Here is a 19957-nt window from a genome sequence, read left to right on the forward strand (position 1 = left end):
AAGCGTCCAGACCCGATAACCGTCGTGCCCGATAGACCAAGGAGACTTGCCCCTGTGCCCAGCCATCAGCTCGAATACGAAATCCTCGGCGCATCGGCGCAATCGGTGGAGATCATCCTCGATCCTGGCGAGACGGTGATCGCCGAGGCCGGTGCGATGAACTACATGACTGACGGCGTGCGCTTCGAAACGCGCATGGGTGACGGTTCGTCCAGCGGTCTGCTGGGCAAGCTGTGGAGCGTTGGCAAACGCATGCTCACCGGCGAATCGCTGTTCATGACCCACTTCAGCAATGCCGGCAAGCGCCAGGCGCGGGTCGCCTTCGCGGCGCCTTATCCGGGTACCGTGGTGCCCATCGACCTGGCGAAGATCGGCGGGCGCTTGATCTGCCAGAAAGACGCCTTCCTTTGTGCCGCCCATGGCACCAGCATCGGTATCAGCTTCGCCAAACGCCTGGGCGCCGGCTTCTTCGGCGGCGAGGGTTTCATCCTGCAGAAGCTCGAAGGTGACGGCCTGGCCTTCGTGCATGCCGGTGGCACGGTGATCCGCAAGGAGCTGAACAATGAAACCCTGCGCCTGGACACCGGCTGCCTGGTGGCCTTCAGCAGTGGCATCGATTACGACATCGCTCTGGCCGGCGGCCTCAAGAGCATGCTCTTCGGTGGCGAAGGCATCTTGCTGACCACGCTCAAAGGCACCGGTACGGTGTGGATTCAGAGCCTGCCGTTCTCGCGTCTGGCCGAGCGCGTCTATGCGGCGACCGTGCAGGCGCGCGAGGAGGTTCGCGCCGGTGGCAAGTAGCCTGCGAGCACTGCTCTTGCTGCTGGCCAGTCTGTGCTTGGTCGGTTGCAGCGGTCTGTTGTTCTACCCGGAGCCGGGCTTACCGATCACTCCGGCTCGCGCTGGCCTGGAATACCGCGACATCGAGCTGCGCGCCGCCGATGGCACGCGTCTACATGCCTGGTGGTTGCCGGCCAAGGCCGGCGTGCAGGTCAAGGGCACGGTGCTGCATCTGCATGGCAATGGCGGCAACCTAGCCTGGCACCTGGGCGGCGTTCACTGGCTGCCGGAACAGGGCTATCAGGTGCTGATGCTCGATTATCGCGGCTACGGTCTGTCCGAAGGCAAGCCGCGGCTGCCGGAGGTCTATCAGGATATCGATGCGGCCTTTGTCTGGCTCGATCAGGCGCCGCAGGTGCAGGGCGCGCCGCTTTTCCTGCTCGGGCAGAGCCTCGGTGGTGCGTTGGCCGTGCATTATCTGGCCGAGCATCCCGAGCGCCAATCGACCTTGCAGGCCATTGCACTGGACGGTGTGCCGGCCAGTTATCGCGACGTCGCCCGCCATGCGCTGAGCAAGTCCTGGTTGACCTGGCCGCTGCAGGTGCCGCTGTCCTGGCTGGTGCCGGACGGCGACAGCGCGATTCACAGCATTGATCGACTCGCAGGCGCGCCCTTGCTGATCTATCACAGTGTTGACGACGCGATCGTGCCGCTTTCCAATGGCCAGCGTTTGTATCAAGCTGCGCGCCCGCCACGTGCCTTTCAGGCGACCCGTGGCCCGCACGTGCAAACCTTTGCCGAGCCCGCCTGGCGTCAGTCGCTACTGGCGTTCTTCGTCGCGCCGCAGGCCTACGTCGAGCGCCTGGGACCGGCTACCGAATCCGCAACAGAGAGTCCGCAATGACCGAACGTAACCCCATCCCCCTGATCCTCACGGGTGTCGCCAGCATCGTCGGCACCATCGGCGTGCTCTGGTACTACGGCTACGTGCATTTCGCCAAACCGGAAGATGCGCTGCTGTTATCCGATTTCACCATGCTCAAGACCGTTCCCGGTGAGGACTACAAGGTCTCGCTGAAACCGGCCAACCAGGTGGCGCAGTGCATCGATGGCGTGCTGGTATTGTTCGACATGCAGCAGAAGGGGCTGACCGGCGTGCTGGTGGACAACAAGAAGCAGGCGGTGCGCTGCATCGGCCAGGAAACCCCGGCCCTCGAGCAGTAAGGTCCGGCGCTAAAAAGAAGGTTCTTCGCATAGTTTGGGGAAAGTGCGGGTTGACACACCGGACTGGCAAGTTTGTGTGCGTCTTGCTTGCTGACTTAGCACTATCTATTACCGCGTGTGCTGAGCGTTTGGGTTGCGCCCCTTACGGGCGCCACACCTTTCTTGCTTGCCCAAGAAAGGTGTGCCAAAGAAGGGCACCCCGACATCCGGGTTTCGCTGCGCGAAACTTCCCTCGCTCCGGTGCTGCTCCGGGGGCCGGCTTACAAGGGCCATCCCTGGCCCTTTAAGCCTCTCGCCGCATCCATGCGGCTCGCTCCCCTACGCAACACCTCCACTCGGCCTCCTGAAGGGGACCAGGTCGCGAGCTTGCGCAATCTTTGCGGAATTGGAATTGGCGGCGTCTGGCCTTTGCTTTTGCTCTTCAACTGCGATGGTACGGACGACGGCCAAGTCCCCCTTCAGGAGGCCGAGTGGAATCGCCACGTAAGGGGTTGAGCGACATGGATGTCGCGAGAGCTGCGATGGGCTAGGGATGGCCCTTCGCAGCGTGCCCCTGAAGTGGTGATGGAGCGAGGGAACCCCGGCGCAGCCGGGGCCGGATGGTGGGGTGCCCTTCTCTTTGGTTACTTTCTCTTGGGCAAGCAAGAGAAAGTGACTCGCCCGTGAGGGGCGAAACCAAGACGAGAGATCGACGCGCTAGTGATCTTGGCCCGGAGATAAATAGCGCAGCAGAACACACAAACTTTCCAGTTCGGTGTCAAGCGTATCCTCCCCGCGAAAATGCGATGTACCAAAAAGAAACCCGCCATCAGGCGGGTTTCTTCATTCCGGCATGGCTGTCAGGCTCCGGTAGCCGAACGCGGAGCGACCGGCTGATTGTCGTTGGAGATGGTCACCTCCACACGACGGTTCTGCGCGCGACCGGAGTCACTGGAGTTGTCCGCTACCGGATACTCCTTGCCATAACCCTGGGCGACGATGCGCGTCGGCTCCACGCCAGCGCGAATCAGTGCGCGACGTACGGACTCGGCGCGACGCTCGGACAGGCCCTGGTTGTAGCTGGCCGAGCCGACGCTGTCGGTATAACCCTCGACGATCACCTGGCGCTCCGGGTTTTCCTGGAGAAAACGTGCCAGCTGGGTGACGTTGGGCAGTGCGCTGCTCTTGAGTTCGGCCTTGTTGAAGTCGAACAGGACGTCACCGAAGGTCACCAGGGTGCCGCGTTCGGTCTGCTTGGCGTTGAGGCTGTCCTGCAACTTGCGGATCTGCGCGTCGCGAGCATCGAGCAGGGCCTGGGCGCGCTGCGCCGAGGAGTTCTTCAGCTCGGCTTCGGCGTTACGCAGGACGATGGTCTGCTTGGCTACCTCGACGCGCTTGTTGGTCAGGTATGCCAGTTGGTCGACCTTCTTCTCGTCTTCCTTTTCCATGTAGGCCTTGTCGGCCTTGTTCAGCCATTCCTGGGCTTCCTTGGTTTCCAGCGCAGCAACCTTGCTCGCCTGCGGATCGCTCTGCAGCGAGGAGAAGTTGCTACGCGCCGACTCCAGGTTGGCATTGGGCTGGTGCGAGCAGGCGGCCAGGCCGACGCTCAGAGCCAGAAGGGCGGGGATCATCACGTGTTTACGCATGGCGTTCATCCTTTGATCTGTCAGCGAATGGGTGGGGTGCATGCCGCTCACTGAGCGTTACGCATGCCTTCCTCACGCAGTTCCTGAACACCCTGACGGGCGTCCTGCAAAGCCTGCTCGGCTTTGGCGGCCTGGGCCTTGCGCTCGGCGAGTCGAGCATCCCACTCGGCCTGTTCAGCCAGGCGACGGGCTTTCTCATACTCTTTTTCGTGCATGGCCAGCTCGGCCTCTTTTAGCTTGTCCTGCGCGGACTTCATTTCCACGGCGGCAAACTCGGTACCCCCGGCGCTGATCGCCGAGTTCACGGCAGACTGCGTCACGGCGTATTGCTCGCTGGGCGGGTTACCCGCACAGCCAGCCAGCACCAGGCTGCTACCCAGTGCCAGGGTAGCCAGTTTGATCCCGTGCAGGCGGCTGCGCGGGGCTTTCTCGGTATGGGTCTTCATGGCGGCTAACTCCATTTGAAACACTCCTATGAACGACGATATCCGTGGCAATTGGCCCATCGTGTAGCTCGTCTACCAAGGGGTTTGGCGATATTGGCGTGCCACGATGGCCTGCAGTTGGGACCGACAGGTTTTTCGAATAGTTCAGAAAAAAACACAGCGTGCTTATGATTTTCTGGATGACTGGTCAGTCAACTATTTGCCTGTGACAAGGCCGCGGCACGGCCTTCCATGCAGTTGGAAACGCTCTTTTGGCCCTTCTATATAAAGGTTTTGGTGGGTTTCTATGGGGCGAGGGAAGGCCCTGGCGCCCGCGCGTTGCCGAAGGTGGGGGAGGCGCCGTGTCAGTGCGAAAAGGGCCGATCAGGAGACTTACGTTCTCCCTGAACGCCTGGAATTGAACAATATGTCGAACGCAAAGAGCTGTTCAGGGCGTCAATGGCTTGTCTCTTTGCCCGGTTCACTCAGTTCACGCAGGTATTTGCGCGACAGCGCCAGAAAGCGCGGAGTGGGCCCTATGTCCTCGTACAGCGGGTCGCCTTGCTCGTCCAGCGCCACGACCTTGCTGCCGCGCACGTAGGGTAGGCTGGCTTCGAGTTCCTCGAGCGCTGCGCCGATCAGTTCGCCAAGCAGTTCCTCGCTGTGATGCTTGGGGTACATCTCGGTGAGCGCCGCCAGGCGAGCGGCCGACTCGACATTCAGATGAATGTGATAACGGGTCGGGGTCAGGTGCCCCTTGGCATTCTGTTCCCAGTGTTTTGCCAGTTCGCGAATTCTCATGTCGTTACTCCTCACGGGTGGCGCAGCTGATGCCGGCTAGCGCATCCACTACGCCTGTCAGTAAGCCTAGTCCCAGCACGCAGGACTGCCTGGGTACGCGTCGCACCCTTGTAAGAAGTTGGCGCGCTGTGCACTCTGTTGACACTGGACAGGGGAAGGAGTGCGACATGGCGGAAATCGATGCGCGCCTGCGTGAAGAGGTGCACCTGCTTGGCGAGCTGCTCGGGCATACCATCAGCACCCAGTTGGGCGACGAGTTTCTCGACAAGATCGAACGCATACGCAAGTCGGCCAAGGCCGGTCGTCGCGGCTCTGCCGCGGGTGCCGAGCAGTTGACCAGCACCTTGGGGGACCTGGGTGACGATGAACTGCTGCCGGTGGCACGGGCCTTCAATCAGTTTCTCAACCTGGCCAACATCGCCGAGCAGCAGCACCGTGTGCGCCGTCGCCGTGCTGGTGAGCCCGAGCCATTCGAGTTGCGCGTGCTCGACGAACTGCTTGAGCGCCTGCTCGCCGCCGGGCAGGGCAGCGATGAACTGGCGCGGCAACTGGGGCGTCTGGACATCGAACTGGTGCTGACTGCACACCCCACCGAAGTGGCGCGGCGTACGCTGATCCAGAAATACGATGCTATCGCCGCGCAGCTGACGGCACTGGATCACAGCGATCTGTTGCCAACAGAACGTGAACGCATCGCCCAGCGCCTGCAGCGGCTGATCGCCGAGGCCTGGCACACCGAGGAAATCCGTCGTAGCCGGCCCAGCCCGGTGGACGAAGCCAAGTGGGGTTTCGCTGTCATCGAGCATTCGCTATGGCAGGCCGTGCCGCAGTTCCTGCGTCGTGCCGATCAGAGCTTGCAGGCCGCCACCGGTCTGCGTCTGCCGCTGGAGGCTGCGCCGATTCGTTTTGCCTCGTGGATGGGCGGCGACCGTGACGGCAACCCCAATGTCACCGCGCGCGTGACCCGTGAGGTGTTGCTGCTGGCGCGCTGGATGGCCGCCGATCTCTATCTGCGCGACGTCGACAATCTGGCCGCGGAACTGTCCATGCAGCAGGCCAGTGACGAACTGCGCGCGCAGGTGGGCGACAGTGCCGAACCGTACCGTGCCTTGCTCAAGCAACTGCGCGAGCGCCTGCGCGAAACGCGTAGCTGGGCGCAGCAGGCCCTCAGCGCCGATGTGGCGCCGAGTACTGCAGTGCTGCGCGACAACCATGAGCTGCTGGCACCGCTGCAGCTCTGCTACCAGTCGCTGCATGCCTGCGGCATGGGTGTGATTGCCGATGGTCCGTTGCTCGATTGCCTGCGCCGGGCAGCCACCTTTGGTCTGTTTCTGGTACGCCTCGATGTTCGTCAGGATTCCTCCCGGCACGCTGCGGCGATGTCGGAAATCACCGATTATCTCGGCCTCGGTCGCTACGCCGAATGGGATGAGGAGGCGCGCCTCAGTTTTCTCCAGCGCGAGCTGGATAACCGCCGGCCACTGCTGCCGAACGACTATCGTCCCTCGGCCGATACTGCCGAGGTGCTCGCCACCTGTCGTGAGGTGGCTGCCGCTCCCGCCGCATCGCTGGGCTCCTACGTGATCTCCATGGCCGGTGCTGCCTCCGACGTGCTGGCCGTGCAACTGCTGCTGAAAGAGGCCGGGTTGCGCCGGCCGATGCGGGTGGTGCCACTTTTTGAAACCCTGGCCGATCTGGACCACGCCGGGCCGGTTATCGACCGGCTGCTGGGGTTGCCCGGCTATCGCGCGCGCCTGCATGGCCCGCAGGAAGTGATGATCGGTTATTCCGATTCGGCCAAGGACGCCGGTACAACCGCCGCAGCCTGGGCGCAGTACCGCGCCCAGGAGGAACTGGTGCGTCTGTGTCGCGAGCATCAGGTCGAACTGCTGCTGTTCCATGGTCGCGGTGGCACCGTTGGCCGTGGCGGTGGCCCTGCTCACGCGGCCATTCTGTCGCAACCCCCGGGATCGGTGGCGGGGCGTTTCCGCACCACCGAGCAGGGGGAAATGATCCGCTTCAAGTTCGGCCTGCCGGATATCGCCGAACAGAATCTCAACCTCTATCTGGCCGCGGTGCTGGAAGCCACGCTGCTGCCGCCACCGGCGCCGGAGCCAAGCTGGCGGGCGATGATGGACCGCCTCGCCGACGTCGGCGTGAAGGCCTATCGCGGCGTGGTGCGCGAGCATCCGCAGTTCGTCGAGTATTTCCGCCAGGCCACGCCGGAGCAGGAGCTCGGCCGCTTGCCGCTGGGCAGTCGCCCGGCCAAACGGCGCGAAGGCGGCGTGGAGAGCCTGCGGGCGATTCCGTGGATCTTCGCCTGGACCCAGACGCGACTGATGCTGCCGGCCTGGCTCGGCTGGGAGCAGGCCCTGGGACAAGCCCTGCAAGGTGGTGATGCTGAGCTGCTGAAAAGCATGCGCGAGCAATGGCCGTTCTTTCGCACCCGCATCGACATGCTGGAAATGGTCCTGACCAAAGCGGACGCCAATATCGCTGCCCTGTATGACGAGCGCCTGGTCGAACCGTCGCTGCAGGCGCTGGGTGCGCAGTTACGCGACCTATTGTCGCAGGCGTGTGCTGCCGTGCTGGAACTGACTGGCCAGTCGCGCCTGCTCGCACATAATCAGGAAACCCTGGAATCGATCAGCGTGCGCAACACCTACCTCGACCCGCTGCATCTGTTGCAGGCCGAGCTGTTGGCGCGCTGCCGACAACGTGAACAGGCGCCGGAGAGCCCTCTGGAGCAGGCGCTGCTGGTCAGCGTGGCGGGTATTGCAGCGGGCTTGCGCAACACCGGCTGAGGGCGGCAGTGCGCTGGCAGATAGCTGCCTGAGCTGCGCCGCGTAGCAGGTCCAGGCCGTCGCGAGGAGGGTTTTTATCCGACTTTTGGCGGCTTGTGCGCCTGGGGTGCGCTGTGTATCTTGAGCAGCCTTTTGGCCGCTACGGCTGCCGCACTACATTCAAGAGATTGGCCCCACGAGGCGAGTCCGACCGATTACTACATAACTCTTGAGGAGCACATCGATGCGCGTGATTCTGCTGGGGGCGCCCGGTGCCGGCAAAGGTACCCAGGCTCGCTACATCACCGAGAAATTCGGCATTCCGCAAATCTCCACTGGCGACATGCTGCGTGCTGCGGTCAAGGCGGGCACCGAGCTCGGCCTGAAGGCCAAGAGCGTTATGGATGCCGGTGGCCTGGTCTCCGACGACCTGATCATCAATCTGGTCAAGGAGCGCATCGCTCAGGCCGATTGCGCCAATGGCTTTTTGTTCGACGGTTTCCCGCGCACCATTCCGCAAGCCGAAGCGCTGCGCGATGCCGGTGTCGCGCTGGATCACGTGGTTGAAATCGCCGTTGAGGACGAGGAGATCGTCAAGCGTCTGTCCGGCCGCCGTGTTCACCCGGCTTCCGGCCGCGTCTACCACACCGAGTACAACCCGCCGAAGGTTGCCGGCAAGGACGACATCAGCGGTGAAGAGTTGGTTCAGCGCGAAGACGACAAGGAAGAAACCGTGCGTCATCGCCTGTCCGTCTACCACTCGCAGACCAAGCCGCTGGTGGACTTCTATCAGAAGCTCTCCGCTGCATCCGGTACCCCGAAATACAGCCATATTCCGGGCGTCGGCAGCGTCGAAGAGATCACCGCAAAGACCCTGGCGGCTCTGGACTGAGTCCAGATCGCCCGTTGTCATCGCAGCAAGGCCCCGCAAGGGGCCTTGTTCGTTTATGGAACCTGATACGTTCAGGTCGCTCTCAAGCATGGCTGGGCAATGCGTGCCGGCTAGTATCGACGATGCAGCCTCCGGTCTGCGCCGGGGTGTGTCGATAACCTATAAGGAAGAGGGCATTCAATGACCGAGAAACGCATCTGGCTGGGCCTTGCGGTATCGCTGCTGGCTACTCCGCTGGCATTTGCCGACACCGCGACGGATTGTTCCGTCGCCGAGTTCACCATGGGCCTGCGCTTTCAGCAGCAGTCGGCGGAAATCCAGGCGCTGCAGTTGCAGGCCTACAACATCGCCACGGAAAAGCTCGACAAGGCCGTGGCGGCGGCGAAGGATCCATCGAAGCTGGCCATCGTCACCGACCTCGATGAAACCGTGATCGACAACAGCGCGCTGCTGGCGCGCGATCTGGCCAACTGTCACCAGTACGACGCCTGGGACACCTGGCTGCCCTGGGAGCGTGACGGCACGCCCGAGCTGATCCCCGGTGCGAAGAAATTCCTCGAGCACGCCGACAAGCTCGGCGTGACCATTCGCTACATCTCCGACCGCGCCGACGAGCAGAAGAAGTACACCCTGGCCACCCTGAGCAAGCTGGGCCTGCCGCAGGTATCGGAGGAGAGCGTTCTGCTGCTCGGGCCGCCCAAGGTCGAGCGCCGCGCCATCGTCAGCGCCGGTCATCAGATCATCATGCTGCTGGGCGACACGCTGCATGATTTCGACGCACGTTTTCGCAAGACACCGCTCGACGCGCAGCGCAAGACTGTCGCCGAAGAGTCGGACAAGTGGGGCGTCGAGTGGATCGTGTTCCCCAATGCTGGCTACGGCACCTGGTCCAAGGCGCCGCTCAAAGGCTGGGAGGCCGAGACGGTGGTCGAGCCCTGGTAAGAGCCTGTTCAAAGTCTGCTGCGCGTCGGACCTGCCGCGTTAAATACAGGCTCGGACCGTGACTTGTCACTGAACGTCCACAGGACGGCCCGCAGGGCGAGCGCAGCGAGTAATGCTCATGTACAAAAGTACAGTCGAACGCGACCCCGGTCGTTCCTCGCCTGTTTGATTCGCTGGCGCTCGCCCTTCGGGCCAGCCTTCGGCTGTTACTCCCGTTGGTCGTTGCGCCTTGCATTGCTCTAGCTCGCGAGACTTTGAGCAGGCTCTAAGGGCGCCCGTCGGTCGCTCTGCGCAAGCCAGGCGCCGTCATGGCGCTGGAAAAAATGTTGTCGAGCCGGTCTAATGCCGGCTCTTTTTTCTTCAGCTGTCCGAATGCAATGACCACTCTCCTGGCCCTCGATACCGCCACCGAAGCCTGCTCCGTCGCGCTGATGCACGATGGTCGCGTGCTCAGCCACTACGAAGTCGCCCCGCGCATGCACGCGCAGCGCCTGTTGCCGATGATTCAGCAACTGCTGGGAGAGGCGGGTATCGCCGCATCGGCGCTGGATGCCATCGCCTTCGGCCGTGGCCCGGGTGCATTCACCGGTGTGCGCATCGCCATCGGCGTGGTGCAGGGGTTGGCCTTTGCCCTGGATCGACCGGTGCTGCCGGTCTCCAATCTGGCCGTGTTGGCTCAGCGTGCGCTGCGTGAGCAGGGCGCGACCCAGGTCGCCGCCGCCATCGATGCACGCATGGACGAAGTCTATTGGGGCTGCTACCGCGCCGAGGCTGGCGAGATGCGTCTGCTCGGTCAGGAGGCAGTGTTGCCGCCGGAGCAAGCCGAGGCGCCGCGTGGCAGCGATGGTGAGTGGTTCGGCGCCGGCACCGGTTGGGGCACCTTCGCCGCGCGTATCGCCCTCACACCGGTGAGCATGGATGGCAGCATGCTGCCGCACGCCGAAGACCTGCTGACTCTGGCCCGTTTTGCCTGGGCGCGTGGCGAGGCGTTGCCGGCCGATCAGGCGCAGCCGGTGTACCTGCGTGACCAGGTCGCCACGCCGAAAGCACCGCCGGCATGACAACTGGTCGGATGCTTGGCGCCAAGAACTCTTCGGCATTTGCCAAGGACGCAGCCCGCCGCTACATTGCCAGCACTGTCCCTTGTTCAGCCGAGCCCACCGAGCAGCCCTAGATGCGGATCGACGGTTACTTACCTTCCTACTCGCCAGATCGTGGCCCCCGTTCGGGGACTGCGGTCACGCCCTATCGCGAGGCGCAGCGGGAGGTCGAGGCCCAGCGTGAACAACCGGCTGCCCCAGCCAGCAGCCAGGGGCTGGAGCAGGCGCCGCAGATTCGCCGCGTACAGGCCAGCAGCAGTAACACCGACAGCCTGCCGACCCGTTCGCAGGATCTCGGTTATCAACAGCCTGCGCTGAGCAACCGTGCTGCACAGGCGTTGGCCAGCTACAGCACCACCGCCGCTTACGCCAGCGAGTACGATGCGCAGGAAGTGCTCGGGCTCGATCTCTACGCGTAACCCCGTTTCACACCCTCTCAGCCAGGCCCGCTAAACCGATTGATGAGCGCTGCGCTTCCCTATTACCTTGGTTGTCCGTCCTGGAGCGAAGCGGCCTGGCGCGCCACGCTGTATCCGCAGGATACCCGGCCAACCGAGTTTCTCAGCCGCTACACCGAGGTGTTCAACGCGGTGGAAGGCAACACCACGTTCTATGCCTGGCCCAGCGAGCAAACGGTGGCGCGCTGGGCGCAGGTCATGCCGGCGCACTTTCGTTTCTGCGCCAAGTTGCCGCGAGACATCAGCCATAGCGAGGATCTTTGCCAGCAACTGGATGAGGTCACGCAGTTTCGCCAGTTGCTGGCGCCGCTCGGCGAACGGGTAGCGCCTTACTGGCTGCAACTGCCGGCCAGCTTCGGACCATCGCGGTTGGCGGAGCTGGCGGCGTTCATCGAGCAATGGGGTGACTGGCCGCTGGCGATAGAGGTGCGCCACCCGGAATTCTTCGCCAAGGGCGATGCCGAGCGTATGCTCAATCGCCTGCTGCACGAGCGTGGTATCGAGCGCATCTGCCTGGATTCGCGCGCGCTGTTCAGCTGCGACTCGCAGGAGCCCGCCGTGCTGCATGCGCAAGCCAAGAAGCCGCGTCTGCCGACTCGGCCTACCGCGTTCAGTCAGGGCCCGCAGTTGCGCTTCATCGGCCACCCCGAGTTGCTGGCTAACGACCCTTTCATGCTGCCCTGGCTGGACAAGGTCGCCGGCTGGATCGAGCAGGGACTGTCTCCCTACGTATTCGCTCATACCTCGGATAACCGCCTGGCACCGGAGCTGGCGCGGCGTTTTCATGAGCAGCTGATGCAGCGCCTGCCTGGCTTGCCCGAACTGCCTGTGTTGCAGATTGAACCGGAACTGGAGCAGCTTGGCTTACTCTGATGGAGCATGGATATGCTGATACGGATAATCGGCCGTTTGCTGTTTCTCTCCTTGCTGCTGGGCGCAGCGCTGCTGATGGCGCTGTGGCGTGGCTGGTTGGAGGTGGCGCCGCGTTTCAACCCCTGGGCGCCGCTGGATGTGCGAGAGACGCCGAACCTGCTGACCCCCTTCAAGCTCTGGCGTCTGGGTGACGATCGCGAGTTGTGCGACCTGGCTCTGGCGACGTCCGGGCTGCGTTTTACCCGTCTGGCCGACAGCACGCCGCACCCCGGTTGCCCGGTGGAAAACGCCGTGCGCATCCAGGGCGCCAACGTTGGCCTGAGCAGCAGCTTCATGGCCACCTGCCCGCTGGCGGTGAGTTTCGCCCTGTTCGAGCGACATGGCTTGCAGCCCGCTGCGCAGGCGGTATTCGGCCAGCCGGTGACCCGCGTCGAGCATGTCGGCAGCTTCGCCTGTCGCAGCATTGCCGGCAGCCAGCGGCCCAGCCAGCATTCCTATGCCAACGCGCTGGATATGGTCGGCTTCCGTCTGCGCGACGGCCAGCACATCAGCGTGCTGCGCGACTGGCCGGCGCAGGGCGACAAGGCGCGCTTTCTGCGTATGGTGCAGGAAGCGGCCTGTGACAGCTTCAACGTCACCCTGGGCCCGGAATACAACACTGCACACCGCGACCACTTTCACGTGGATATGGGCATGTGGCGGATGTGCCGCTGAGGCGCTTACGATCCGTAGGGCGGGTGCAACCCGCCATAGCGCCAATGGCGGTTTGCATCCGCCCTATGGCAACGAAAAAGCTTCGCCATCCCTAGCGCTTGGCCAACAGCAGATCGGCCGCCTGCCCGCTGCGCCCATCGGCGAACTCGAATCGTCCCAACTGGGCGATCTGGTCGTAAGCACCCAGGGCGATGCTGACGTCACGGGCGCGCAGGTCGATGGCGCTGACGCCTGCTTCGCCGAGTGTCTGCAACTGCTGGCGGCCCTGGGCATCGAAACGCAGCAGGCGCAGCTGGTCGAATACCGCATCGGCCGCATCGATACGGCCGTCGCCGTTGTCGTCGAAGCGCGCTAGTTCGGCGAAGCCATTGGCAGCGCCATGCTGATCGCCGAACAGCTCGCGGCCATCGTCGATACGCCCGTTGCCGTTACGATCCAGCGCCAGCAGCGCATCGTCACCGGTGGGTACGCTGATCGAGTCCATGCGTCCGTCGGCATCCAGATCGAAGCGCACGGGGCGGCCAAGACCGCTGGTGGAGAAGCCGTTGTCAGCCATATCCAGTACCAGCGGATCGACCTGCTGAGGCGCCTGGCCCAGGCTGACATTCAGTTCCAGGCCGCGTTGATCGATTACCGCCTGGCTGACCACGGCGGCGCTGGTGGACACGGCAGGTGGCTCGGCGGTTTCCCGCAGCTCACGAGCGATCTCGCCGGGTTTCTGCTCGTCTTCGATACCCAGAGTGCGGCGCAGAATCTGATAGTTGATGGATTCGTGCGTCGCGCGGTCGAGTTCGTCATCGAGAGGACGAGCGTTGGCAGGGCTGCTACTAGGACGTGGGGCGGAGAGGGCGTCAAACATGTTCACTCTCGATGCGGCTGTCGGCGGCCGGGTCTGGCAGAATGCCGCTTCTTCGATATCGGCCGTGTGGCCGGTGCTTTGAGTGATTTTTGAGCAGAACGAGCCAATGACCGACGAGCGGCACAACGCCAGCATCCGTATCCAAGCCTTGCATCCTCAGTACGCCGAAGCGGCTGCTCAATGGGCATCGCGCCTGGACTTGAGGCAAGACGGCGAGACCGAGTTCGCCCTGCAACTGGGCGACGACGGGCTGCAACTGGTCGAGCTGGGCGACAAGGCGCCTGGCCCGGTACGGGTGGATTTCGTCGAGGGGGCGGCGGCGCATCGCCGCCAGTTCGGCGGCGGCAGTGGGCAGATGATCGCCAAGGCGGTGGGGGTGCAGTCGGGCATTCGGCCACGGATTCTCGATGCGACCGCGGGGCTGGGGCGTGACTCGTTCGTGCTGGCCAGCCTGGGCTGCGAGATGACCCTGATCGAGCGCCAGCCGCTGGTGGCGGCGTTGCTGGAGGACGGCCTGCAGCGTGCGGCACTGAACCTCGATGTGGCACCCATCGTGGCGCGCATGCGCCTGCTTACCGGTAACGCCATCGAGCTGATGCGCAGTTGGCAAGGGGAGGCGCCACAGGTGATCTACCTCGATCCGATGTTCCCGCATCGCGACAAGAGTGCGCTGGTGAAGAAGGAAATGCGCCTGTTCCGCCCGTTTGTCGGCGATGACCTGGATGCGCCGGCGTTGCTCGAAGCGGCGCTGGCGCTGGCCACTCACCGCGTGGTGGTCAAGCGCCCGCGCAAGGCCCCGGCAATCGAAGCTGGCAAGCCGGGCTATGTGCTGGAGGGTAAATCCAGCCGTTACGACATCTACCCGAAGAAGAAGCTGGAAGCCGGCGCTCAGGTGTAAGCCGTCAGGGTCTGTAGGCGCGCAGAAACAATTGCACCGCATCCTGCACATGATGCTCGGCGGCTTCACCTTTCAGCGGTTCGCCACAACCGATCAGCAGGCGAAAGTGCGCGCCGCCCTTGAGCAGGCTGAAGAAGTGATCGGCGGCCAGATGCGGATTATCCAGGCTCAGTAGACCGCGCTTGGCGGCCTTGTGCAGTAGCACTTCCATCTCTTCCTGCACCCGCTTCGGACCTGCTTCGTAGAACAGCTGCGACAGCTTCGAGCCCTGGCTGGCCAGGTTCACCATCATCCGGTGCATTTCTACCGATTCGCGACTGTTGACCAGCGCCAGGAAACCACGCGCGATTTCCAGGAGCTGGCTTTCCAGCGGCACGTTATCCGGCAGTTCGAACAGCAGTTCGGGAAGCTGCTCCTCGCACTTGGCCTTGATCGCCGCAGAGAACAGGGTCTCCTTGTCGGTGAAGTGGCTGTACACCGTGAGCTTGGAAACCCCAGCCTCTGCGGCGATGGCGTCCATGCTGCTGCCGTCGTAACCGTTGCGCAGGAACAGACTCTTGGCTGCCTCGAGGATGGCACGACGTTTGGCGGGATCCTTCGGTCGGCCGGGGCCGGAAGGTTGTAACAACTTGTCAGGCATTGGCGGATTTTAATACTGGACTGGCGAGTTTGCTATTTTTACTATACCCGCCAGTACAAATATTCCAAACCTTCTCTGAAAGGTCTTACACATGTCTCGCCATGTTCTCCCGCTCGTTGCTTCTCTGGGTCTCGTCTTCCTGCTGTCTGCCTGCGGTAACGGTGAACAGGCGGAGCAACCGATCCGTCCTGCCATGGTGGTGCAACCGCAGCCGGCTACTGCGCTGGTCGACAGCTATCCGGGCGAGGTGCGTGCACGTTACGAGCCGGAGCTGGCCTTCCGTATCGCCGGCAAGGTGAGCAAGCGCATGGTGGATGTCGGCGACCGGGTGAAGAAGGATCAGCCACTGGCCGAACTGGACCCGCAGGACGTGCGCCTGCAGCTGGAAGCCATCCGCGCGCAGATGGCGGCAGCCGAGGCCAACCTGCAGACCGTGCGCGCCGAGCGTGAGCGCTACAAGGCGTTGCTTGGGCGCAATCTGGTCAGCCGCTCGCAGTTCGACAACGTCGAGAACCAGTACCGTGCTGGCGAAGCGCGTCTGAAACAGGTCAAGGCCGAGTACGACGTGGCCCGCAATCAGACCGACTATGCCGTGCTGCGGGCCTCGCAGGACGGTGTGATCGCCCGTCGTGCGGTCGAAGTGGGGCAGGTGGTGGCGGCCGGTCAGACGGTGTTCACCCTGGCTGCCGATGGTGAGCGTGAGGTATCGATCAGCCTGCCGGAGCAGAGCTTTGGTCGTTTCGAGATTGGTCAGGTGGTCGAGGTGGAGCTCTGGTCGCAGCCCGATCAGCGTTTCCCCGGACGCATCCGCGAGATGGCACCGGCGGCCGATCCACAGTCGCGCACTTTCGCCGCCCGTGTCGCTTTCACCGAAGGCAAGGTGCCGGCTGAGTTGGGGCAGAGCGCGCGGGTATTCATTGCCAGCAATGGCGAGGTACCGCTTGCGGTGCCGCTGTCGGCACTCAGCGCCGAGCAGGACCAGGCGTTCGTCTGGGTCGTGGACCCCAGGGAGCACATCGTGCAGCGCCGCCCGGTGCGTGTCGGTGCCTATGGTGATGACCGGGTGCCGGTGCTGGAGGGGCTCGCCGCTTCCGATTGGGTAGTCGCAGCCGGGGTGCAGATTCTTCGCGAAGGCCAGCAGGTACGCCCGGTCGATCGGGACAACCGCAACGTCGAACTGGCCGCCAAGGAGTAAGCCCGCATGAGCTTCAACCTGTCTGCCTGGGCGCTGCGCCATCGCCAGATCGTCCTCTACATCATGCTGCTGTTCGCCGTGGTCGGCGCGCTTTCCTATACCAAGCTGGGGCAGAGCGAGGATCCGCCATTCACCTTCAAGGCCATGGTGATTCGCACCAACTGGCCGGGCGCCAGCGCCGAAGAAGTATCGCGTCAGGTCACCGAGCGAATCGAAAAGAAGCTGATGGAGACCGGCGAGTACGATCGCATCACCAGCTTCTCCCGTCCGGGCGAGTCGCAGGTCACCTTCATGGCACGCGACTCCATGCGCAGCTCAGAGATTCCTGAGCTGTGGTATCAGGTGCGCAAGAAGATCAGCGACATCCGCCACACGCTGCCGCCCGGCATCCAGGGGCCGTTCTTCAACGACGAGTTCGGCACCACCTTCGGCAATATTTATGCGCTGACTGGCAACGGTTTCGACTACGCCGTGCTCAAGGACTACGCCGACCGCCTGCAGTTGCAACTGCAGCGGGTCAAGGATGTGGGCAAGGTTGAGCTGGTGGGACTGCAGGACGAGAAAATCTGGATCGAACTGTCCAACACCAAGCTAGCGACCCTAGGTTTGCCACTGTCTGCCGTGCAGCAGGCGCTGGAGGCGCAGAATGCGGTGGCGGCTGCCGGTTTCTTCGAAACCGCCAGCGAGCGTATTCAACTGCGTGTGACCGGGCGCTTCGAATCGGTGGAGGAAATTCGCGATTTTCCCATTCGCGTCGCCGATCGTACCTTCCGCATCGCCGACGTGGCCGAGGTCAAGCGCGGCTTCAACGATCCACCCGCACCGCGCATGCGCTTCATGGGCGAGGATGCCATCGGCATCGCCGTGGCGATGAAGGACGGCGGCGACATTCTGGTGCTGGGCAAGGCGTTGGAAGGTGAGTTCGCCCGCCTGCAACAGACGCTGCCGTTGGGCATGGAGCTGCGCAAGGTGTCGGATCAGCCGGCGGCGGTGAAAACCGGCGTGGGCGAGTTCGTCAAGGTGCTGGTGGAGGCGCTGGTGATCGTGCTCGCGGTCAGCTTCTTCTCCCTGGGGGTGCGCACCGGCCTGGTGGTGGCGCTGGTAATTCCGCTGGTGCTGGCGATGACGTTTGCCGCCATGTACTACTTGGGGATAGGCCTGCACAAGATTTCCCTCGGCGCGCTGGTGCTCGGCCTCGGCCTGCTGGTGGACGACGCGATCATCGCGGTGGAGATGATGGCGATCAAGATGGAGCAGGGCTACGACCGCTTCAAGGCAGCCAGCTTCGCCTGGACCAGCACGGCCTTTCCGATGCTCACCGGCACACTGATCACCGCGGCCGGGTTCCTGCCCATCGCCACCGCGCAGTCCGGTACGGGTGAGTACACCCGGTCGATCTTCCAGGTAGTGGCCATTTCGCTGATCGCTTCATGGATCGCGGCGGTGATGTTCGTGCCCTATCTGGGCGACAAGCTGCTGCCCGATCTGGCCAAACTGCACGCGGCGAAACACGGTGGCAGCGCAGGCGGTCATGACCCTTATTCGACGCCGTTCTACCGCCGTGTTCGCGCCACGGTTGAATGGTGTGTGCGTCGTCGCGGCATCGTGATCCTGCTGACCATTGCGTTGTTCGTCGCCTCTGTGCTGCTGTTTCGCTTCGTGCCGCAACAGTTTTTTCCGGCCTCCGGGCGCCTGGAGCTGATGGTCGACATCAAGCTGGAGGAGGGCGCCTCGCTGAGCGCCACCGAAGCCGAAGTGCATCGCCTGGAGAAGCTGCTCAAGGAGCAGCCTGGCATCGACAACTACGTGGCCTATGTTGGTACCGGCTCACCGCGTTTCTATCTGCCACTGGATCAACAATTGCCGGCGGCAAGCTTTGCCCAGTTCGTGGTACTGGCCAAAAGCATCGAAGAGCGCGAGCGCCTGCGTGGTTGGCTGATCAAGGTGATGAACGACGAGTTCCCGACCCTGCGTAGCCGCGTCAGCCGCCTGGAGAACGGGCCTCCCGTGGGCTACCCGATCCAGTTCCGCGTCAGCGGCGAGCATATCGACGAGGTGCGTGCCCTGGCCCGTCAGGTGGCGGACAAGGTGCGCGAGAACCCGCATGTGGTGAACGTGCACCTGGACTGGGAGGAGCCGAGCAAGGTGGTGATCCTCAATATCGATCAGGATCGTGCCCGTGCCCTGGGGGTCAACACCGCCGAGCTGTCGCGCTTCCTGCAAGGCTCGCTGTCCGGCACCAGCGTCAGCCAGTACCGTGAGGGCAATGAGCTGATCGAGATTCTTCAGCGCGGCACGCCGCAGGAACGCAAGGCATTGAGCCTGCTGCCGAGCCTGGCGGTGCCGACCGACAGCGGCCGCAGCGTGGCGTTGTCGCAGGTGGCGACGCTGGAATACGGCTTCGAGGAAGGCATCATCTGGCACCGCAATCGCCTGCCCAACGTCACCGTGCGCGCCGACGTCTATGGCAAGCAGCAGCCGGCCAGTCTGACCCAGCAGATCCTGCCGACGCTGGACCCGATCCGTGCGGAACTGCCTGCGGGTTATCTGCTGGAGGTCGGCGGCACGGTGGAGGACTCGCAGCGCGGACAGAAATCGGTGAACGCCGGTATCCCGCTGTTCATCGTGGTGGTGCTGACGCTGCTGATGCTGCAGCTGAAAAGCTTCTCGCGCACGGCGATGGTGTTTCTCACCGCACCGCTGGGCCTGATCGGCGTCACCCTGTTCCTGTTGATCTTCCGCCAGCCGTTCGGCTTCGTTGCCATGCTCGGCACCATCGCCCTGGCCGGGATGATCATGCGTAACTCGGTGATTCTGGTCGATCAGATCGAGCAGGACATCAGCCACGGTCTGGATCGTTGGCACGCCGTTATCGAGGCCACGGTTCGCCGCTTCCGTCCCATCGTGCTCACTGCACTGGCGGCGGTGTTGGCGATGATTCCGCTGTCGCGCAGCGTGTTCTTCGGGCCGATGGCGGTAGCGATCATGGGCGGGCTGGTGGTGGCCACGGCGCTGACCTTGCTGTTCCTGCCGGCGCTGTATGCAGCGTGGTTCCGGGTCAAGGAGAGCGAGGCGCAGTAAGTTGTGGGAGGCGCTTTAGCGGCGAGCTTTTAATGCTGTCGCGGCTATCAGGCTCTTCCCCGCAAAGTTACTGATAGCAATAAAAAAACGGGAGCCAGTGGCTCCCGTTTTTCGTCGAGCGGATCTGACTTATTCGTCCATCTGCGATTGCAGGTAGTTCTGCAGGCCGACGGCTTCGATCAGGCTGAGCTGGGTTTCCAGCCAGTCGATATGATCCTCTTCGGAGCAGAGGATTTCTTCGAGCAGTTCGCGGCTGGCATAGTCACCGATGCTCTCGCAGTAGGCTATGGCGGCCTTCAGGTCACCGTGGGCCTTGTGCTCGATCTTCAGGTCGCACTCGAGCATTTCCTTGGTGTTTTCACCGATCAGGATCTTGCCCAGATCCTGCAGGTTGGGAATGCCTTCGAGGAAGAGAATGCGCTTGATCAGCTTGTCGGCATGCTTCATCTCGTCGATGGACTCGTGGTACTCGTGCTCGCCGAGTTTCTTCAGGCCCCAATCTTCGTACATGCGCGCATGCAGGAAATACTGGTTGATGGCGACCAGTTCGTTACCAAGAATCTTGTTCAGGTGTTGAATGACCTTCTTGTCGCCTTTCATGACCGCTCCTGCTGCTTCAATGACCGTGATGATCTCGAATTTTCGGCTTGGTTTTCCCTTATGTCAA

The 19957-nt window shown here is 63.1% G+C and carries 19 protein-coding genes; 13 read left to right on the plus strand and 6 right to left on the minus strand.

From position 1 onward, the window contains the following. Positions 1–54 precede the first annotated feature (54 nt). From BLS08_RS05265 to BLS08_RS05275, 3 genes are read left to right on the plus strand one after another with little or no spacing between them, the layout of a single operon-like run. Positions 55–801 (plus strand): TIGR00266 family protein, encoded by a 747-nt coding sequence (locus BLS08_RS05265; protein WP_017675101.1) that lies wholly within the window; start codon positions 55–57, stop codon positions 799–801. Further along, positions 752–1684: an alpha/beta hydrolase gene (locus BLS08_RS05270; protein ID WP_244756368.1), complete on the plus strand. Its 933-nt coding sequence runs from the start codon at positions 752–754 to the stop codon at positions 1682–1684. Before BLS08_RS05265 ends, BLS08_RS05270 begins: the two co-directional genes overlap by 50 nt. After that, a complete protein-coding gene (locus tag BLS08_RS05275; RefSeq protein ID WP_017675099.1) occupies positions 1681–2004 on the plus strand; it encodes a PA3694 family proteiin in 324 nt (107 codons plus the stop codon). Before BLS08_RS05270 ends, BLS08_RS05275 begins: the two co-directional genes overlap by 4 nt. Before the next feature lie 839 nt (positions 2005–2843). Here the strand turns inward: BLS08_RS05275 and BLS08_RS05280 are convergent. From BLS08_RS05280 to BLS08_RS05290, 3 genes are all read right to left on the minus strand, one after another. Further along, positions 2844–3629, minus strand: coding sequence for a lipotoxin F family OmpA-related lipoprotein LptF (locus BLS08_RS05280; RefSeq protein ID WP_017675098.1), 786 nt, complete (start codon positions 3627–3629; stop codon positions 2844–2846). A 47-nt stretch (positions 3630–3676) separates the two neighbouring features. Further along, positions 3677–4090: a DUF4398 domain-containing protein gene (locus BLS08_RS05285; RefSeq protein ID WP_026088394.1), complete on the minus strand. Its 414-nt coding sequence runs from the start codon at positions 4088–4090 to the stop codon at positions 3677–3679. Positions 4091–4510: 420 nt separating this feature from the next. Then, on the minus strand, positions 4511–4855 hold the full coding sequence (locus BLS08_RS05290) for a hypothetical protein (RefSeq protein WP_017675096.1): 345 nt from the start codon (positions 4853–4855) through the stop codon (positions 4511–4513). A gap of 167 nt (positions 4856–5022) precedes the next feature. Between BLS08_RS05290 and ppc the strand changes: the two genes are divergently transcribed. The 7 genes from ppc to BLS08_RS05325 all read left to right on the plus strand — a co-directional run bounded on the left by ppc (position 5023) and on the right by BLS08_RS05325 (position 12617). Next, positions 5023–7659, plus strand: a complete 2637-nt coding sequence (gene ppc, locus BLS08_RS05295; protein ID WP_017675095.1) for a phosphoenolpyruvate carboxylase — start codon at positions 5023–5025, stop codon at positions 7657–7659. 223 nt (positions 7660–7882) lie between these two features. Continuing rightward, positions 7883–8530 (plus strand): adenylate kinase, encoded by a 648-nt coding sequence (adk, locus tag BLS08_RS05300; protein ID WP_017675094.1) that lies wholly within the window; start codon positions 7883–7885, stop codon positions 8528–8530. Positions 8531–8710: 180 nt separating this feature from the next. Next, a complete protein-coding gene (locus BLS08_RS05305) occupies positions 8711–9472 on the plus strand; it encodes a 5'-nucleotidase, lipoprotein e(P4) family (protein ID WP_017675093.1) in 762 nt (253 codons plus the stop codon). Positions 9473–9849: 377 nt separating this feature from the next. Further along, a complete protein-coding gene (gene tsaB / locus BLS08_RS05310; protein WP_017675092.1) occupies positions 9850–10533 on the plus strand; it encodes a tRNA (adenosine(37)-N6)-threonylcarbamoyltransferase complex dimerization subunit type 1 TsaB in 684 nt (227 codons plus the stop codon). 113 nt (positions 10534–10646) lie between these two features. Beyond that, the gene (locus BLS08_RS05315) at positions 10647–10991 is read left to right on the plus strand and encodes a hypothetical protein (protein WP_017675091.1); all 345 of its coding nucleotides are present in this window, start codon (positions 10647–10649) and stop codon (positions 10989–10991) included. Between the two features lie 42 nt (positions 10992–11033). Then, complete coding sequence (locus tag BLS08_RS05320) at positions 11034–11903, plus strand: DUF72 domain-containing protein (RefSeq protein ID WP_017675090.1); 870 nt, start codon at positions 11034–11036, stop codon at positions 11901–11903. A 12-nt stretch (positions 11904–11915) separates the two neighbouring features. Further along, positions 11916–12617, plus strand: a complete 702-nt coding sequence (locus tag BLS08_RS05325) for an extensin-like domain-containing protein (protein WP_017675089.1) — start codon at positions 11916–11918, stop codon at positions 12615–12617. Between the two features lie 91 nt (positions 12618–12708). Here the strand turns inward: BLS08_RS05325 and BLS08_RS05330 are convergent, their stop codons facing one another. Further along, positions 12709–13476, minus strand: a complete 768-nt coding sequence (locus BLS08_RS05330) for a hypothetical protein (RefSeq protein ID WP_017675088.1) — start codon at positions 13474–13476, stop codon at positions 12709–12711. Positions 13477–13582: 106 nt separating this feature from the next. Between BLS08_RS05330 and BLS08_RS05335 the strand changes: the two genes are divergently transcribed. Continuing rightward, positions 13583–14374 carry a class I SAM-dependent methyltransferase gene (locus BLS08_RS05335; protein ID WP_017675087.1) on the plus strand — a complete coding sequence of 264 codons (792 nt, stop codon included), beginning with the start codon at positions 13583–13585 and terminating at the stop codon, positions 14372–14374. Between the two features lie 4 nt (positions 14375–14378). Here BLS08_RS05335 and BLS08_RS05340 read toward each other — a convergent pair whose 3' ends face one another. Further along, complete coding sequence (locus tag BLS08_RS05340) at positions 14379–15014, minus strand: TetR/AcrR family transcriptional regulator (RefSeq protein WP_017675086.1); 636 nt, start codon at positions 15012–15014, stop codon at positions 14379–14381. A gap of 91 nt (positions 15015–15105) precedes the next feature. On the opposite strand from BLS08_RS05340, the gene BLS08_RS05345 reads away from it, so the two are divergent. Together BLS08_RS05345 and BLS08_RS05350 are read left to right on the plus strand one after the other, a co-directional pair. Continuing rightward, positions 15106–16209: an efflux RND transporter periplasmic adaptor subunit gene (locus BLS08_RS05345; protein ID WP_026088392.1), complete on the plus strand. Its 1104-nt coding sequence runs from the start codon at positions 15106–15108 to the stop codon at positions 16207–16209. Positions 16210–16215: 6 nt separating this feature from the next. Further along, the gene (locus BLS08_RS05350; RefSeq protein ID WP_090336187.1) at positions 16216–19290 is read left to right on the plus strand and encodes an efflux RND transporter permease subunit; all 3075 of its coding nucleotides are present in this window, start codon (positions 16216–16218) and stop codon (positions 19288–19290) included. Between the two features lie 129 nt (positions 19291–19419). Here BLS08_RS05350 and bfr read toward each other — a convergent pair whose 3' ends face one another. Next, on the minus strand, positions 19420–19890 hold the full coding sequence (gene bfr, locus BLS08_RS05355; protein WP_003462607.1) for a bacterioferritin: 471 nt from the start codon (positions 19888–19890) through the stop codon (positions 19420–19422). Positions 19891–19957: the final 67 nt, after the last annotated feature.

It is taken from the genome of Ectopseudomonas chengduensis (genome assembly GCF_900102635.1).
Classification (GTDB): Bacteria; Pseudomonadota; Gammaproteobacteria; order Pseudomonadales; family Pseudomonadaceae; genus Aquipseudomonas; species Aquipseudomonas chengduensis.

Excerpts from the sequence above, each read along its gene's own strand:
- BLS08_RS05270 (WP_244756368.1), top strand. The coding sequence starts at position 752 with ATGCGGCGACCGTGCAGGCGCGCGAGGAGGTTCGCGCCGGTGGCAAGT.
- BLS08_RS05275 (WP_017675099.1), top strand. The coding sequence starts at position 1,681 with ATGACCGAACGTAACCCCATCCCCCTGATCCTCACGGGTGTCGCCAGC.
- BLS08_RS05280 (WP_017675098.1), bottom strand. The coding sequence starts at position 3,629 with ATGCGTAAACACGTGATGATCCCCGCCCTTCTGGCTCTGAGCGTCGGC.
- BLS08_RS05285 (WP_026088394.1), bottom strand. The coding sequence starts at position 4,090 with ATGGAGTTAGCCGCCATGAAGACCCATACCGAGAAAGCCCCGCGCAGC.
- BLS08_RS05290 (WP_017675096.1), bottom strand. The coding sequence starts at position 4,855 with ATGAGAATTCGCGAACTGGCAAAACACTGGGAACAGAATGCCAAGGGG.
- ppc (WP_017675095.1), top strand. The coding sequence starts at position 5,023 with ATGGCGGAAATCGATGCGCGCCTGCGTGAAGAGGTGCACCTGCTTGGC.
- adk (WP_017675094.1), top strand. The coding sequence starts at position 7,883 with ATGCGCGTGATTCTGCTGGGGGCGCCCGGTGCCGGCAAAGGTACCCAG.
- BLS08_RS05305 (WP_017675093.1), top strand. The coding sequence starts at position 8,711 with ATGACCGAGAAACGCATCTGGCTGGGCCTTGCGGTATCGCTGCTGGCT.
- tsaB (WP_017675092.1), top strand. The coding sequence starts at position 9,850 with ATGACCACTCTCCTGGCCCTCGATACCGCCACCGAAGCCTGCTCCGTC.
- BLS08_RS05315 (WP_017675091.1), top strand. The coding sequence starts at position 10,647 with ATGCGGATCGACGGTTACTTACCTTCCTACTCGCCAGATCGTGGCCCC.
- BLS08_RS05320 (WP_017675090.1), top strand. The coding sequence starts at position 11,034 with ATGAGCGCTGCGCTTCCCTATTACCTTGGTTGTCCGTCCTGGAGCGAA.
- BLS08_RS05325 (WP_017675089.1), top strand. The coding sequence starts at position 11,916 with ATGCTGATACGGATAATCGGCCGTTTGCTGTTTCTCTCCTTGCTGCTG.
- BLS08_RS05330 (WP_017675088.1), bottom strand. The coding sequence starts at position 13,476 with ATGTTTGACGCCCTCTCCGCCCCACGTCCTAGTAGCAGCCCTGCCAAC.
- BLS08_RS05335 (WP_017675087.1), top strand. The coding sequence starts at position 13,583 with ATGACCGACGAGCGGCACAACGCCAGCATCCGTATCCAAGCCTTGCAT.
- BLS08_RS05340 (WP_017675086.1), bottom strand. The coding sequence starts at position 15,014 with ATGCCTGACAAGTTGTTACAACCTTCCGGCCCCGGCCGACCGAAGGAT.
- BLS08_RS05345 (WP_026088392.1), top strand. The coding sequence starts at position 15,106 with ATGTCTCGCCATGTTCTCCCGCTCGTTGCTTCTCTGGGTCTCGTCTTC.
- BLS08_RS05350 (WP_090336187.1), top strand. The coding sequence starts at position 16,216 with ATGAGCTTCAACCTGTCTGCCTGGGCGCTGCGCCATCGCCAGATCGTC.
- bfr (WP_003462607.1), bottom strand. The coding sequence starts at position 19,890 with ATGAAAGGCGACAAGAAGGTCATTCAACACCTGAACAAGATTCTTGGT.